We start from the raw sequence: 13,923 nt of genomic DNA, 5'->3' as shown, positions 1-13,923 counted from the left end.
GCCAAGCGGTGCTAGCCCTCATAGCCCTGAATAATCACAAGATCACCGGTCGAAACCGGATCGCGCAAGGCCTTGGCGGCTTGATAGGCATCGCTTTCATAGCAGGCCAGCGCCTGTTCATAGCTGGGAAATTCGATGACAACTGTGCGGGCGCGAGCCTTGCCTTCGGGCTCGCTCCTCTCGCCGCCGCGTACAGGAAACTTGGCCCCGTAATCGGCGAATGGGGCCGCATTGGCAGCAATGTAAGATTTGTAGGTTTCAATGTCGTCTACATCGACATGGGCAACCCAGTATCCTTTGGCCACAAGGTGTCCTCCGCTGGTATCGGATGCAAGGTGCGGAGGAACAGGTTGAAATGCAATCCCCTAAAAGTGGATCATCCACCGGATTGCAGCGCGGCGCGTGCTGAATCCTGTAACCAAGCGGTCATTTGCCGATAGGGAACCGGGCCATAGCTGATCCGGGCCACGCCGAGTTTCGCCAGCGTCGGCGTGTCAGGCGTGCCGGGCAGGGCGATGATGTTGACCGGCAAGTCGGTGGCCGCGCAAAGCTGGCCGATCATGGATTCGTCTTTCAGGCCCGGCGCGAAGAACCCGCTGGCTCCGGCATCGGCGTAGGCTGCCGCGCGGGCCATGGCGTCATCCAGCATCGCTTGATCATGCGTGTCCGGAGCGGCTTTGAGGAAGATGTCAGTGCGGGCGTTGATGAAGGCGGGAACACCGGCCACGTCACAGCTTTCGCGCATCGCAGCGACACGCGCTGCCTGTGTTTCGATGTCATAAAGATCTTTAGTTCCAACGACCTGATCTTCGAAGTTAAAGCCGATTACTCCGGTTTCCAGCGCGCGTTTGACATTGGCCGATATGCCAAAAGTATCCTCGGCATAAGCGCCTTCGAGGTCCATGGTGACCGGTATATCAACCGCCTCGACAATGCGGCGAGCGTTGTCTAACGCCAACTCAAACGGGATGTTCTGGCCGTCCGAAAACCCCTGCGCCATCGCGACCGGAGCACTGCCAGTCGCCAGCGCTTTGGCCCCTGCATCGCGTACAGCGACGGCGCTGCCGGGGTCCCAAATGTTATAGAGGATGACCGGATCACCCTTCTTGTGCAGGGCGGCAAATGTTTCTGCTTGGGTAATCTGATCGGTCATGGCCGGTCTCCTGTCGCTGCTATGGCGGCAGTTAACCGTGCAAACCGCCGGCGCGTAAAGATATTTCGCGCCGACTGGTACAAATCTGTTATCGGCCCGTGATCAGACCAGACGCGAGGTGTCTTTCGCGGCGCGCACGAATTCGCGGAACAGGGGGTGCGGGTCGAAAGGTTTGGATTTCAGTTCCGGGTGATACTGAACACCAATAAACCATGGGTGATCCGACCATTCGACGATTTCCGGCAGGCGACCATCCGGGGACATGCCCGAGAAGTTCAGGCCCGCCTTTTCCAGCTTGTCGCGGTACTTGATGTCGACCTCGTAGCGGTGACGGTGGCGTTCCTCAATCTGGGTGCCGCCATAGACTTCCGCGACCTTCGAGCCTTCGGCCAGAACCGCGTTATAGGCGCCCAAACGCATGGTGCCGCCCTTGTCGTCTCCGACTTTGCGTTCGACCTTGTGGTTGCCCTGCACCCATTCCTTCAGATGGTAAACCACGGGCTCGAAACGCTTTTTCCCGGCTTCATGGTCGAATTCTTCGGACCCGGCTTCGGTGATTCCCGCCGCGTTGCGTGCGGCTTCGATCACGGCCATCTGCATGCCCAGACAGATGCCCAGATAGGGCACTTTGTGTTCACGCGCATATTGAGCGGCCTTGATCTTGCCTTCTGTCCCACGCTCGCCAAAGCCGCCGGGGACGAGTATGGCGTGGAAGCCTTCCAGATGAGGTGCGGCGTCTTCGTTGTCAAACACCTCGGCATCGACCCACTCGATCTTGACGCGTACGCGGTTGGCCATGCCGCCATGGGTCAGGGCCTCGGCAATTGACTTATAGGCATCTTCAAGCTGGGTGTATTTGCCGACGATGGCTACTTTCACTTCGCCTTCGGCGTTGTGGATGCGGTCGCTGACGTCTTCCCATTTGGCCAGATCGGGCTTGGGGGCCGGGCTGATCTGGAATGCGTCCAGAACCGCCTGATCCAGACCTTCACGGTGATAGGCCAGCGGGGCGTCGTAGATGGTGCTGAGGTCTTGTGCGGCAATCACGCTGTCGGGGCGGACGTTACAGAACAGGGCCAGCTTTTCGCGTTCTTTGGTTGGAATCGGTCCCTCGGACCGGCAAACCAGAATGTCAGGGGCTAGACCGATCGAGCGCAACTCTTTCACCGAGTGCTGGGTCGGCTTGGTTTTCAACTCGCCCGAGGCTTTGATATAGGGCAGCAGCGTCAGGTGCATGAAGATACACTGACCGCGCGGCTTGTCCTGACTGAACTGGCGGATCGCTTCAAAGAAGGGCAGGCCCTCAATATCACCTACGGTGCCGCCGATTTCACAGAGCATGAAATCAACCTCATCCTCGCCAATCGCGATGAAATCCTTGATCTCATTGGTGACGTGCGGGATCACCTGAATGGTTTTGCCGAGGTAATCTCCACGGCGCTCTTTCTCCAGCACATTGGAATAAATCCGCCCCGAGCTGACCGAGTCGGTCTTGCGTGCCGCCACACCGGTGAAGCGTTCGTAATGACCAAGGTCCAGATCGGTTTCAGCGCCGTCATCGGTGACGAATACTTCGCCGTGTTCGAAGGGCGACATGGTGCCCGGATCGACGTTTAGATAGGGGTCCAGCTTGCGCAGACGCACCGAATATCCGCGGGCCTGCAACAGCGATCCCAACGCCGCCGAAGCCAGTCCTTTGCCCAAGGACGAAACCACACCACCAGTGATGAAAATAAAACGCGCCATGTTTTTCGGCTGCTCCCGTGAGACGTCATTATTAGCTGCCCGGCGGTTCGAAAAAACCGCTGCATCACGGGACTTCACGTATAAAGGATTCGCGCACATAGCGCAAGAGAACCGCAAGATGCTGTTGCAGTTCCCTTATGACTTTCTAGGTTTTGTGGCTTAGTCGGCCGCCTGCGGGATCAGCGGAGCATTGTCGCCTTGCGCCGGCGGCAACAATTCATCTGCCGATGGGACTGCCGGAGCGCTTTCCTCAGCCGGGGCCGGGGCAGGTACGCCCAAACGGTCAATCACCGAGCTGCCAGAAGATTTCTGGGCCGCCAGAATCGTCAGCGTGATCGAGGTGACGATAAAGCACGCGGCCAGGATCCATGTCAGCTTGCCCAACGCCGTTGCTGCCGCGCGGCCCGTCATGGCCCCGCCGCCACCGCCACCCATGCCAAGGCCGCCGCCTTCGGAACGTTGCATCAGCACAACGACAATCAGGCCCAAGGCCAGAAGAAGGTGGATGATGAGAACGACGTTTTCCATGGTGGTCCTGTACAGCGTGGCGTGTATCGCGTGGTACTTATGCAAGTTTGCCAGCGGGGGCAAGTCACGAGTTGGCATCACGTGCGGTGATGTTTCATATCACACCAAAGAGACTGGACAGAGCGCTGTGCTGTCGCGCAGGCTGCGCCTCATGCCACATGATGATCACGACCACCCGCACGCCCTGTTGCCTCCCGAACCCGCGCTGCGCGTCAAAGCGCTTGAGACGATTCTGACCCGCAAGGGTCTGATTGATCCTGCAGCGCTGGATGAAATCATCGATACTTATCAGAACAAGATAGGGCCACAGAACGGCGCGCATGTTGTTGCAAAGGCTTGGAGTGATCCCGATTTCAAAGCCTCACTGCTGGCAGACGCCACATCAGTCGTGGCGGATCTGGGCTATTACGGTCGTCAGGGTGAGCATATGGTGGTCGTCGAGAACACGCCTGAACAGCACAACATGGTCGTCTGCACCTTGTGCAGCTGTTACCCGTGGCCGCTGCTAGGAATTCCACCCGGCTGGTACAAATCTGACGCCTACCGCGCCCGTGCCGTGCGTGAGCCACGCAAGGTCCTGTCTGAGTTTGGTGTTACCTTGCCCGAAGGTACATCGGTTCGCGTCTGGGATTCGACGGCCGAAATTCGTTACCTCGTCCTGCCGATGCGCCCAGAGGGCACAGAAGGATTGAACGCGGACGAATTGGCGGCGCTGGTCACCCGCGACAGCATGATCGGCACTGGGCTACCCAAGGTGCCGTCATGACGCGCGTACATGATATGGGAGGGCGCTTTGGTGATGGTCCGGTGAACCCGGAACCCGAAGACGCGCCGGTGTTTGCCGAAGACTGGCACGGTAGGGCGCTGGCGGTAACGCTCGCTGCGGGGTTTCTGGGGCGATGGAATATCGATGTCTCACGCCACGCGCGGGAAAGGTTGTCTCCTACGGACTACGCGCGGTTTTCTTACTATGAGAAATGGATGTCTGGTCTGGCTGATCTTCTGGTCGAAAAGGGTGTCCTGACGCTTGATGATTTGCGCGGTGTTGACGAGGATGGTGTTCACCCTCTGACTGAGCGTACCCTGAAGGCTGACGCCGTCGCAGGCGCTTTGGCCAAAGGTGGACCCGCAGATCGCCCGTCGAACGTCGCAGTTCGGTTTCAAACCGGGCAAGCCGTTCGAACCCTGGGCCACAGCGCCAATCGACTGGTTGATGGCGGCCACACCCGGTTGCCGATCTATGCCGCGGGTGCAACGGGTCGCATCCTCAGGCTGCATGGCACTCATGTCCTGCCGGATTCCAACGCCCATGGGTTGGGTGAAGCCCCCGAGCCGCTATATGCGGTCGTGTTTCCCGCCTCAGAACTTTGGGCAAACCCTGAGCACCCGGCGGATGAGGTCGTGCTGGACCTCTGGCAATCTTATCTGGAGCCCGCATGAGCGATTGTATCACTCACTCGGCCCCCGAGCCGGTTTTTGCTGAGCCCTGGCACGCACAGGTTTTTGCGGTCACAGTGGCCTTGAACGAAGCGGGCCGGTTTGATTGGCCGGACTGGGCGGAACGGTTTTCCAATACTTTGAAACGGAACGGCCTCAAAAAAGATCTGGATGGTGGGGACGATTACTTTCACGCTTGGTTGGAGACCTTGGAGGCGCTGCTGGCTGAGCAGGGGGAAGCGCCCACTGATGATGTCCAGGATCTTCGCAATGCATGGGAAGAGGCTTACCTGACAACACCCCACGGTCATCCCGTACACTTGCGCTAAAAGCAGAGGGGGCGCTGCCCCCGCCGCCCGTCCGGGCGACTCCCCCGAGGTACTTTTGGCCAGATGAAGCAGGGGATCCGCTCTTCATCTGGCCAAAAACACCTCCGCCGGAGGCATCGCGCGCAGCACGATTTGTATCTGCGGCGAAATATCGGTTTCCCTGCCGTCTGTGCCCGGCTATATGAGCCGGGTTTGAATATTCAGCGCAAAAGGACCGGATATGGCCAACGTGGTTGTTGTCGGCGCCCAGTGGGGCGACGAAGGAAAAGGCAAGATCGTCGACTGGCTCAGTGAGCGAGCGGATGTGATCGCGCGTTTTCAGGGTGGACATAATGCCGGGCACACGCTGGTCATTGAGGGTGAGGTTTACAAACTGCATGCGCTACCTTCGGGCGTCGTACGCGGTGGAAAGCTGAGCGTGATCGGCAATGGGGTCGTTTTGGACCCTTGGCACCTGATCAAAGAGATCGGTACGATCCGCGCGCAGGGTGTCGATATCACGCCCGAGACGCTGATGATTGCCGAGAACACCCCGCTGATCCTGCCGTTCCATGGCGAGCTGGATCGTGCGCGCGAAAGCCAGAACTCGGTGGCCAAGATCGGCACGACCGGTCGCGGGATCGGTCCATGCTATGAAGACAAGGTTGGTCGGCGTGTAATCCGGGTGGCTGATCTGGCTGATGATGCGACGCTGGCGCTGCGGGTCGATCGGGCTCTGGTCCATCACAATGCGCTGCGCAATGGGCTGGGGTTGGAACCTATTGATCGTGACGCGTTGATTGCGCAGTTGAAAGAGATCGCGCCGCAGATTTTGCCTTTCGCAGCACCGGTGTGGAAGGTGCTGAACGAGAAGCGCAAGGCAGGCAAGCGAATCCTGTTCGAGGGCGCACAGGGTGCGCTGCTGGATATCGATTTCGGGACCTATCCATTTGTGACATCGTCGAATGTGATTGCGGGCCAGGCCTCGACAGGCGTTGGGATTGGACCGGGTTCGATCGACTTCGTTTTGGGCATCGTCAAGGCGTACACGACCCGCGTGGGTGAGGGGCCTTTCCCAACCGAATTAGACGACGAAGATGGCCAACGCCTGGGCGAACGGGGGCATGAGTTCGGCACCACGACGGGGCGCAAACGCCGTTGTGGTTGGTTCGATGCCTGTCTGGTACGCCAAACCTGCGCGACCAGCGGTGTGAACGGCATCTCCCTGACCAAGCTGGATGTGTTGGACGGGTTCGAGACGTTGAAAATTTGTGTCGGGTATGAGCTGGATGGCGATCGTCTGGACTATCTGCCGACCGCCGCCGACCAGCAAGCACGTTGCACGCCGATTTACGAAGAGATGCCGGGCTGGAGCGAATCCACCGAAGGCGCGCGCAGTTGGGCAGACTTGCCTGCGAACGCGATCAAATACGTGCGCCGCGTCGAGGAATTGATCGAATGTCCGGTCGCCCTTTTGTCCACCAGCCCGGAGCGGGAGGACACCATTCTGGTGACCGACCCGTTTGCAGATTGATGAGCAGCAACGACAAACCCGGCCTCAGCTATAAGGCACGTCGGCGGTGGTCATTGGTGCTGCTGCTGATCGGGCTCCCCATCTATATCGTTGCGGTTGTGACAATCGTGAACTGGCTGGATCGCCCGCCGATCTGGCTGGAACTTCTGGTATATGTCGCGCTTGGCATTGTCTGGGCGTTGCCGTTCAAATTTGTCTTCCGCGGGGTGGGCAAAGAGGACCCGGATCAAGATCAAAGCTAAGCCGCCCGATTGTCTTGGTGTCTTCTGCGTGGCACGATGTTTGCGACTTTCTTTCGCGGCAACCAGAGGCAGATAGGGCATGAAAAACCGGGTATTAGCGGCGGTTACCACAACATGTATCGCGAGCAGCGCTCAGGCCGATGATTGGCGCTATACCATTGCGCCTTATTTCTGGGGGCCGGAATTCAGAACCTCACTGGACGTGGGACCAAACCCGCCGGTGAACGGGGATACCTCGATCTTCGACATTCTGAAGGGCGCGTTCCTGATCGCTGGTCAGGCCCGAAATGGGCGTTGGACCATTGGTGGTGAATTCAATTATCTCAATTTGGGTGACGATGTCTCGGTCGGTCGGTTTGACGATGCAGCCAGTTGGGATCTTGAGGGCACGATGGTCTCACTGGCGGCCAGCTATGCGGTCTATCAGGATGATCGGTCACGGTTGGAAGCGTTGGCCGGGCTGCGCCATTGGGACCTGGATGTTTCGACCACCGTGCTGGATCGCACCTTCAGCACAGATCAAAGCTGGACCGACCCGTTGATCGGCGCACGCTATAACTACGCGCTGAATGACCGCTGGAGCCTCACAGCGATGGGCAATATCGGCGGCTTCGGTTATGGCTCGGAATTCCAGTGGGAGGCGCTGGTGCAGGCTAGTTGGAAGTGGCGTGAGAATATCAACGTTGCGGGCGGGTATCGCCATCTGGATGTTGAGTTTGAAGACGGGCGCGATGTGATTGATCTGATCCTGACCGGCCCTTACGTGGCGCTGGCGTTCAACTTCTGAACTTGATTGGCTTTTTGGCTGCCAGCCACGGAACGAAAAAGGGCCAGAGTTTCCTCTGGCCCAATTTTGTCTTGAGGGGGTATTTGGGGATCTTGGAGTCAGCCAGCGGCACGCTCGTCGTCGTTCGGGCGGAACCCGATTTGGGTTGAGGCGGCGAAACGGCCACCTCCGGCCTTTTCGATCTTGCCGTCCCGCAGCAACTGACCGAATGAGCGCAAGCTTTCTTCGCGGTTGAACGAGTCCTGCTTGAGCGAGCGAACTTTGTTCATCAGCTGTGGACGTGAGAACTGCTCCTGACCTTCGATGAAGGACAGATAAGCCGCGGCAGCTTCCAGCAGGTCGAGTAGCGATTGGGCACCCTGTTCTTGCGCAAAGGCGGCAAAACCACCTTCTTCATCTGCAGATTCCTCGTCCGCCGAGGTGACGCGGCGCGGTGTCACCGGGCCGGTGTCAGCCGTTTCGGTATCCACCCGCTGTTCAGCCACCAGTTTCAATGGTGCGGCAGCATCCGGGGTGGGGCGTTCACTGGTGACCTCGATCTCGGGTCGGCGTGGATTGACGACCGAGGCCAGATCACCGCGATAATCATCCTCGGGGGTCTGAGATTTGTCTGCGCCATCTTCGCGGTCTGCTTCGGTTGCAGCAACGGCAGTGCGCAGGTGAGAATATGTTTCGCGCTGGCCGCTGGTGGCAGGATCATCCATATGGGCGCCCGCTTCGTCCATCAGGCGCGAGACGTCCTGATCCAGACCCGTCATATCGGGCAGCTCAGCCGTCGTGTTTGCCGCCAGCTCGGTTTCTACCAGCGCCATTTCGTCAAGCAGCAGCGCCTCATCCTCGGCCGAGATGACGCCATGGGTGAGGCCGGTAAGATCCGGTGATGTTTCATCTTCGTCGGTGTCGTCTTCGTCGGTGTCGTCCTGGCCATTCAGAATGTTTGACGGGCCTTCGTCTTTAGTTTCAGGGTCGTCGTCGAGGTCCGAGAACAACACGTCCTTGTCCGTGACATCGGCTGCCGGCTGTTCGGGCGCTTCGTCCTCGTCTTCAAGTTCGGCAGTGATCGCCGGTGAGATGATCGGGGCTGCTTCGACTTCGTCCTGCTTGATGGCGGCAGGCGCGAGTGGTTCTTCGTCCTGAACGGGCAGCTCAGAGATCGTTGCCATTTGCTCGGGTTCGGCAGGCTCTTCGACCTGCGGGGCCGTTGCCGGAGCGTCGTCCGTAGCAGTGTCTTCCAGATCGGTCGGGCTCAGCGCGCCGGACTCAAAAGCGGCAGAAATTGCATCGACCTTTGGCTTCACGGGCTGCAGATAGCTGACGTCTTCGTCTTCAGAGTATCCGGCAGGGGCAGCATCGGAATGCGAAACAACAGCCCGGATTCGCTGCAGCTTGGCTGCGATACTGTCAGCGGCGGGGGCATCTTCGGATTGCGGAGCAGACGGAGCAGGGGGAACAACATCCGCGACAGGCTGAACAGGTTCAGGTGTTGTGGCTGGCGCAATTGCAGCGGGGGTCGGTGCTGCAACCGGGGCGGTTTCCGTTGCGCGCAGCAACAGGCCGGTCTCGTTCTGGCTGGCTTCAACCTTCTGTGCGGCGTCCCGCTGTGCGATCCGGGTCAGCATCTCGGCGTCAGGCTGAGGGGGTTCCGATCCGAAGTATCGGTCATCCGCTGCAAGGTCCCGGAAATACTCGGCGATCGCCTTCATTGTTTCAAATGAATCGTCAAAGCCTTCGAGGGTGCACGAGAAGGTGCCGTATGAAACGGTGAGTACCTTGTTGTTCTGTACCATCAGACGCATGTCCTTTACAAACTACCAGGTCGACTACCAGACACAGCAGGGGCAACCGACTCGAAACTCTAGCCATGAAGCTATCATTTTGTGGTTTCATTATGTCCAAAACTGGAAAATATGGTCAATCTTGTGGAAAATGGGGCAATTGTTCGCTCTGGCGGGCCAATCGGGCTGTTTGGTGGGGGCGAAATCTGTTCAGAGGATGTGAATCTGGTGCTAAGTCGCGTCAATTCTGCCGTTGCGGCGGATGGCGGTGCGGCTGCGTTGATTGATTCGGGACGGATGCCGGACGCAGTGATCGGCGATTTGGACTCGATTACGGCAGAATATCGGGCCCGGATTCCCAAGGATCGGTTGTTCCGGATATCCGAGCAGAACAGCACCGATTTTGACAAGGCGCTGCGCAATATGGATGCGCCTGTGGTGCTGGCAGCAGGATTTCTGGGCGCGCGGGTGGATCATCAGTTGGTGGCGTTCAATACTCTGGTTCGGTTGCAGGATCGGCCTTGTGTCCTGTTGGGCGCACGAGAAATTGTCTTTCATGCACCACCCCGGATCAGTCTGGATCTCACAGCAGGAGACACGGTCTCTTTGTTTCCGCTGCAGCGGGTGACCGGGTGCAGCGAGGGGCTGGAATGGCCGATTGATGATCTGGTGCTAGAACCGGACGGGCAGGTCGGGACCTCAAACCGAGCGCTAGGCGCGCTAACGCTTGAGGTCGATGGACCCGGGTTGCTGACGATCCTGCCGCGCGCGGCGTTGGATCTGGTTATGCAGGCGTTTCAGTCGGGCCGGACCGAGCGTTGGCCCGCTCGTGCAGGATAACGTAGAGCCCGGCGGCGATGGTGATGCCGATGCCTAGCGCGGCCAGCCCGTTTGGCAGATCGTGGAAGATCAGCCAGCCGATCAGGGTGGCGACCGGAATCTCTAGATATTGCATCGGGGCCAGAGTCGCAGACGGCGCATAGCGCAGAGACCATGTCATCAGCAGATGCGCCACGGTGCCCAGCACACCGATCCCCAGTAGCAGCCAGAGCGTCTCGGCCGTGGGCATCGTCAGGGACATTGCTGGCAGGCCGATCTGGGAACCCAGCAGGACAATCGGAAGCAAAAAGACGGTAGCCATGGCCCCCGATACCGCCTGCAGTGCAACCGGGTCTGTTTCCTTGGCGATCTGCCGCGTAACCAACATGAACAGGGCGAAGACCACCGCAACGATCAGGGGCAGCAAGGCGGGCGCGCCCACTTGTGCAAAGCTGGGTTGGATGACCAGCAAGGTGCCGATGAATCCCACGACACAGGCGACCAGACGTCGGGGGCCGACCTGTTCGCCCAGTACGTATTTGCCCAAAAGCAGCATGATGAAGGGCATTACAAAGGCGATGGCCACGGTATCGGCCAGCGGCATATATTGCAGCGCTGTGAACATCGCTGCGATCCCAATGATGTGCAGAAGGGTGCGGATCATCGTCAGGCGCAAAACGCGCGGCGTCATCTTCCATGGCTTGCCGGTCATCGCGATCAGTGGGATCAAGATCATCGCCTGAACAGCAAACCGCACCAGTACCAGCAGTCCCAAAGCTGTGGTTTCACCCAACAGCTTTGCCATCCCGTCACCCAGCGGTGCGAGCACGCAAAAACCGAGCATCAATATGATGCCGAGAACGGGACGATCCTGAGTCATGTGCGCGACGCTAGCGCTTTAGCGGCACAGGGGGAAGCTCTGATCTCAGGTGTCGGGCAGGGGTTGGACTTTGGTGTAATCCGGGCCGATGCAGGTGGGCAGGCCGTCACCAAGCTGCAGCCAGCTAAGCTTTTCCTCGTGCGCGACATGCAAGGTCGGGCTGAGTACTTCGGGATTTTCCAGTGTCGCGACGTAGAGATGCATCACATCCGACATCACCGTCGACCGGAAGGATATCGGTGTGCCGCAATGGGGACAAAAGCTGCGCTCGACCCCGGGGGAGGAGTTGAAGCGTTTCGGTTCTTCCCCGATCCAGCGCCAATTGCCGTCGCGCACGCCGAAATAGGTGGTCATCGGAGCGGCGCATTGGCGACGGCAGCTGTCGCAATGGCAGGTGACACAGGACAGAACCGGAGGATCAACCTCGTATCCAATCTTGCCGCATAGGCAGTGTCCGCGCATGTCACCCCACTTGTTCTTGCTGTCAGATCAGCAGTTCGGCACGTTGACGGCCAACCCGCCCAAAGAGGTTTCTTTGTATTTCTCGTGCATATCCTCGCCGGTCTGGCGCATCGTTTCAATGGCCGCGTCCAAAGGCATAAAGTGCTTGCCGTCGCCACGCAGGGCCAGCGATGCGGCAGAGACGGCCTTAATCGCGCCCAAGCCGTTACGCTCGATACACGGCACCTGCACAAGGCCCGCGACTGGGTCGCAGGTCATGCCAAGGTGATGTTCCAACGCGATCTCGGCGGCATTTTCAACCTGCTCAGGCGTACCGCCCATCACGGCGCACATGCCTGCCGCAGCCATGGCTGACGCGCTGCCAACCTCGGCCTGACAGCCCGCTTCAGCGCCCGAGATCGAAGCGTTGAACTTGACCAGACCACCGATGGCGGCGGCGGTCAGCAGGAAATCCTCGACATGGCTTTCGGACGCGCCGGGCACGTGATCGAGGTAATAGCGCAGAACTGATGGCAGCACGCCTGCCGCGCCATTTGTAGGGGCGGTGACAACTTGCCCACCGGCTGCGTTTTCCTCGTTTACGGCCATGGCGTAGACGCTCATCCAGTCGTTGATCGTATGCGGGGCATTCAGGTTCATGCCGCGTTCCGCCAGCAGGGCATCGTGGATGCCCTTGGCGCGGCGGCGCACGCTGAGACCACCGGGCAGGATGCCATCCGTTTTTAGCCCACGTTCGATGCAGTCATTCATGACCTGCCAAAGACGCGCGGTGCCTTTGGCAAAGCTATCCGCGCAACCGCGCGCGATCTCATTTTCGCGCTTCATCTGAGCGATGCTTTTACCGTTGTCTTTGGCCATTTGCAGCATTTCGGCGGCGGATTTGAACGGGAAGGGCACAGGCGCACCTTCGTCAGTTGCCTTGCCTTCGGCCAATTCCTCTTCCGTGAGAACAAATCCTCCACCGATGGAGTAGTAGACCTGACGCAGGATGACATCGCCTTGTGCGTCAGTGGCCATCAGGATCATACCATTGGCATGACCGGGCAGATTGTTGTCGTAGTCGAAGATCAGATCGGCTTTGGGATCAAAGCTCAGCGTCGGCAGGCCTTCGGGTGTCACCGTATGGGATTCTGCGATAGCTGCCAGTGTGGCTTCGGCCTTGTCGTTGTCATAGGTGTCAGGCACAAACCCGGCGAGGCCGAGAATGGTAGCGCGGTCGGTGGCGTGGCCGACGCCGGTAAAGGCCAGCGAGCCGTGCAACGAGCCGCGCAGGCCCGAAAACTCGAACGGCGAGGCGCGCATCAGGTCAAGGAACCGTGCGGCGGCCACCATCGGACCCATGGTGTGGGAAGAAGATGGGCCGATGCCCACTTTGAACATATCGAAGACAGAGAGAAACATATCAGGTAGCTGAGCCTTCTGGAGGGTTGGCGTAGGTCGGCGAGGTGAAGGGAGTGACCCCCAGCCCCTCGGCGGCAATAGCTGCGCGGGTCGACGGGTTTGATTCTAGCTGCACCAGGATTTTTTGCAGATAAGGCGTGTCGGCGAGTTGATACCAGCTGCGGTCCGCCTTAGCGGGATAAAGCGCCATCCAGCGCATCATGCAGGAGACATATATCGTCAGGACTGAAGGGTGATCAGCACTGAACCAGTCGGGCGCTTTTTGGGCCTGAGCATCCAGCAGTTTCAGGTGCTGCCGCAGCCGCGGGTGAATGCCGGAGCGTAGTGTATCGGCTTGATCTGCCGCGATGTATTTCTCGGCATAGAACAGGATTCGCAGATCGGCATGCAGGGTATTTGAGGCGAAGAACAGCCACTTCAGGAATGCCGCCCGATCAGGGCTGACCTGTGTCGGGGCCAATTGCCCATGCGTATCAGCCAGCCACAGCAGGATTGCGGCGGTCTCGAAGATTGGACCCTGGGGCGTCTCCAGCACTGGGATCAGCCCGTTCGGATTCAACGCCCGATACGCCGCACTATTCTGTGCATCGCGGGCGCGATCGACCAGTATGGTCTCATAGGGTAGGCCCATCTCTTCCAGCGCCAGTCGGATCACCAGCGAGGCGTTGTCGGGGGCGTAGTGCAGGCGGTATGGCGATTCCATGGCGACTATCTAGGGGGTCTGGCGATCACAATAGAGGCTGATTGCGACGTTTCCTATCGGAAACGCGTATTTCAGCGACATGTTAGCACAGGTGCGGAGTGTTTTGCCTCTCGCAGTTGCGCGGGGCATTCCGTATAAGTCTGGCAGT

The 13,923-nt window shown here is 59.1% G+C and carries 16 protein-coding genes; 7 read left to right on the top strand and 9 right to left on the bottom strand.

Features of this window, described 5'->3' with window-relative positions:
* Positions 1-11: 11 nt before the first annotated feature.
* From ACR0A1_RS07255 to secG, 4 genes are all read right to left on the bottom strand, one after another.
* A complete protein-coding gene (locus ACR0A1_RS07255) occupies positions 12-305 on the bottom strand; it encodes a DUF1330 domain-containing protein (protein WP_480866819.1) in 294 nt (97 codons plus the stop codon).
* A gap of 71 nt (positions 306-376) precedes the next feature.
* The gene (locus tag ACR0A1_RS07250; RefSeq protein WP_170393586.1) at positions 377-1,153 is read right to left on the bottom strand and encodes an isocitrate lyase/PEP mutase family protein; all 777 of its coding nucleotides are present in this window, start codon (positions 1,151-1,153) and stop codon (positions 377-379) included.
* Positions 1,154-1,255: 102 nt separating this feature from the next.
* Positions 1,256-2,899 carry a CTP synthase gene (locus ACR0A1_RS07245; RefSeq protein ID WP_170421030.1) on the bottom strand — a complete coding sequence of 548 codons (1,644 nt, stop codon included), beginning with the start codon at positions 2,897-2,899 and terminating at the stop codon, positions 1,256-1,258.
* Positions 2,900-3,058: 159 nt separating this feature from the next.
* On the bottom strand, positions 3,059-3,427 hold the full coding sequence (secG, locus tag ACR0A1_RS07240) for a preprotein translocase subunit SecG (protein WP_010439184.1): 369 nt from the start codon (positions 3,425-3,427) through the stop codon (positions 3,059-3,061).
* Positions 3,428-3,578: 151 nt separating this feature from the next.
* Between secG and nthA the strand changes: the two genes are divergently transcribed.
* The 6 genes from nthA to ACR0A1_RS07210 all read left to right on the top strand — a co-directional run bounded on the left by nthA (position 3,579) and on the right by ACR0A1_RS07210 (position 7,735).
* Positions 3,579-4,193, top strand: a complete 615-nt coding sequence (gene nthA / locus ACR0A1_RS07235; protein ID WP_170511094.1) for a nitrile hydratase subunit alpha — start codon at positions 3,579-3,581, stop codon at positions 4,191-4,193.
* A complete protein-coding gene (nthB, locus tag ACR0A1_RS07230; RefSeq protein WP_480866816.1) occupies positions 4,190-4,867 on the top strand; it encodes a nitrile hydratase subunit beta in 678 nt (225 codons plus the stop codon). Before nthA ends, nthB begins: the two co-directional genes overlap by 4 nt.
* A complete protein-coding gene (locus tag ACR0A1_RS07225; protein ID WP_170563403.1) occupies positions 4,864-5,193 on the top strand; it encodes a nitrile hydratase accessory protein in 330 nt (109 codons plus the stop codon). The genes nthB and ACR0A1_RS07225 overlap by 4 nt, the downstream gene beginning before the upstream one ends.
* Before the next feature lie 220 nt (positions 5,194-5,413).
* Positions 5,414-6,706 (top strand): adenylosuccinate synthase, encoded by a 1,293-nt coding sequence (locus ACR0A1_RS07220; RefSeq protein WP_170393577.1) that lies wholly within the window; start codon positions 5,414-5,416, stop codon positions 6,704-6,706.
* Complete coding sequence (locus ACR0A1_RS07215) at positions 6,706-6,948, top strand: DUF2842 domain-containing protein (protein WP_170393574.1); 243 nt, start codon at positions 6,706-6,708, stop codon at positions 6,946-6,948. Before ACR0A1_RS07220 ends, ACR0A1_RS07215 begins: the two co-directional genes overlap by 1 nt.
* A 79-nt stretch (positions 6,949-7,027) precedes the next feature.
* A complete protein-coding gene (locus ACR0A1_RS07210) occupies positions 7,028-7,735 on the top strand; it encodes a YfaZ family protein (RefSeq protein WP_170404917.1) in 708 nt (235 codons plus the stop codon).
* A 98-nt stretch (positions 7,736-7,833) separates the two neighbouring features.
* Here the strand turns inward: ACR0A1_RS07210 and ACR0A1_RS07205 are convergent, their stop codons facing one another.
* Positions 7,834-9,522: a hypothetical protein gene (locus ACR0A1_RS07205; protein WP_480866813.1), complete on the bottom strand. Its 1,689-nt coding sequence runs from the start codon at positions 9,520-9,522 to the stop codon at positions 7,834-7,836.
* 120 nt (positions 9,523-9,642) lie between these two features.
* Between ACR0A1_RS07205 and ACR0A1_RS07200 the strand changes: the two genes are divergently transcribed.
* A complete protein-coding gene (locus ACR0A1_RS07200) occupies positions 9,643-10,350 on the top strand; it encodes a thiamine diphosphokinase (protein WP_170563390.1) in 708 nt (235 codons plus the stop codon).
* Here the strand turns inward: ACR0A1_RS07200 and ACR0A1_RS07195 are convergent.
* From ACR0A1_RS07195 to ACR0A1_RS07180, 4 genes are read right to left on the bottom strand one after another with little or no spacing between them, the layout of a single operon-like run.
* Positions 10,295-11,209: a DMT family transporter gene (locus ACR0A1_RS07195; RefSeq protein WP_170563387.1), complete on the bottom strand. Its 915-nt coding sequence runs from the start codon at positions 11,207-11,209 to the stop codon at positions 10,295-10,297. The genes ACR0A1_RS07200 and ACR0A1_RS07195 overlap by 56 nt on opposite strands.
* A 45-nt stretch (positions 11,210-11,254) precedes the next feature.
* Positions 11,255-11,671, bottom strand: a complete 417-nt coding sequence (locus ACR0A1_RS07190; RefSeq protein WP_170510657.1) for a GFA family protein — start codon at positions 11,669-11,671, stop codon at positions 11,255-11,257.
* A 27-nt stretch (positions 11,672-11,698) separates the two neighbouring features.
* The gene (locus ACR0A1_RS07185) at positions 11,699-13,072 is read right to left on the bottom strand and encodes an L-serine ammonia-lyase (RefSeq protein ID WP_170511074.1); all 1,374 of its coding nucleotides are present in this window, start codon (positions 13,070-13,072) and stop codon (positions 11,699-11,701) included.
* 1 nt (position 13,073) lies between these two features.
* On the bottom strand, positions 13,074-13,775 hold the full coding sequence (locus ACR0A1_RS07180; protein ID WP_480753709.1) for a glutathione S-transferase family protein: 702 nt from the start codon (positions 13,773-13,775) through the stop codon (positions 13,074-13,076).
* Positions 13,776-13,923 lie beyond the last annotated feature (148 nt).

Source organism: Ruegeria sp. D6 (assembly GCF_056534365.1).
Note: the sequence above shows the minus strand (reverse complement) of the source record. Positions and strands in the feature narration are given on the sequence as shown.

Coding starts and splice junctions, on each gene's coding strand:
- nthB (WP_480866816.1), top strand. CDS start 4,190: ATGACGCGCGTACATGATATGGGAGGGCGCTTTGGTGATGGTCCGGTG.
- secG (WP_010439184.1), bottom strand. CDS start 3,427: ATGGAAAACGTCGTTCTCATCATCCACCTTCTTCTGGCCTTGGGCCTG.
- ACR0A1_RS07245 (WP_170421030.1), bottom strand. CDS start 2,899: ATGGCGCGTTTTATTTTCATCACTGGTGGTGTGGTTTCGTCCTTGGGC.
- ACR0A1_RS07190 (WP_170510657.1), bottom strand. CDS start 11,671: ATGCGCGGACACTGCCTATGCGGCAAGATTGGATACGAGGTTGATCCT.
- ACR0A1_RS07180 (WP_480753709.1), bottom strand. CDS start 13,775: ATGGAATCGCCATACCGCCTGCACTACGCCCCCGACAACGCCTCGCTG.
- ACR0A1_RS07210 (WP_170404917.1), top strand. CDS start 7,028: ATGAAAAACCGGGTATTAGCGGCGGTTACCACAACATGTATCGCGAGC.
- ACR0A1_RS07215 (WP_170393574.1), top strand. CDS start 6,706: ATGAGCAGCAACGACAAACCCGGCCTCAGCTATAAGGCACGTCGGCGG.
- ACR0A1_RS07205 (WP_480866813.1), bottom strand. CDS start 9,522: ATGGTACAGAACAACAAGGTACTCACCGTTTCATACGGCACCTTCTCG.
- ACR0A1_RS07200 (WP_170563390.1), top strand. CDS start 9,643: ATGGTCAATCTTGTGGAAAATGGGGCAATTGTTCGCTCTGGCGGGCCA.
- ACR0A1_RS07220 (WP_170393577.1), top strand. CDS start 5,414: ATGGCCAACGTGGTTGTTGTCGGCGCCCAGTGGGGCGACGAAGGAAAA.
- ACR0A1_RS07195 (WP_170563387.1), bottom strand. CDS start 11,209: ATGACTCAGGATCGTCCCGTTCTCGGCATCATATTGATGCTCGGTTTT.
- ACR0A1_RS07185 (WP_170511074.1), bottom strand. CDS start 13,072: ATGTTTCTCTCTGTCTTCGATATGTTCAAAGTGGGCATCGGCCCATCT.
- ACR0A1_RS07225 (WP_170563403.1), top strand. CDS start 4,864: ATGAGCGATTGTATCACTCACTCGGCCCCCGAGCCGGTTTTTGCTGAG.
- nthA (WP_170511094.1), top strand. CDS start 3,579: ATGCCACATGATGATCACGACCACCCGCACGCCCTGTTGCCTCCCGAA.
- ACR0A1_RS07250 (WP_170393586.1), bottom strand. CDS start 1,153: ATGACCGATCAGATTACCCAAGCAGAAACATTTGCCGCCCTGCACAAG.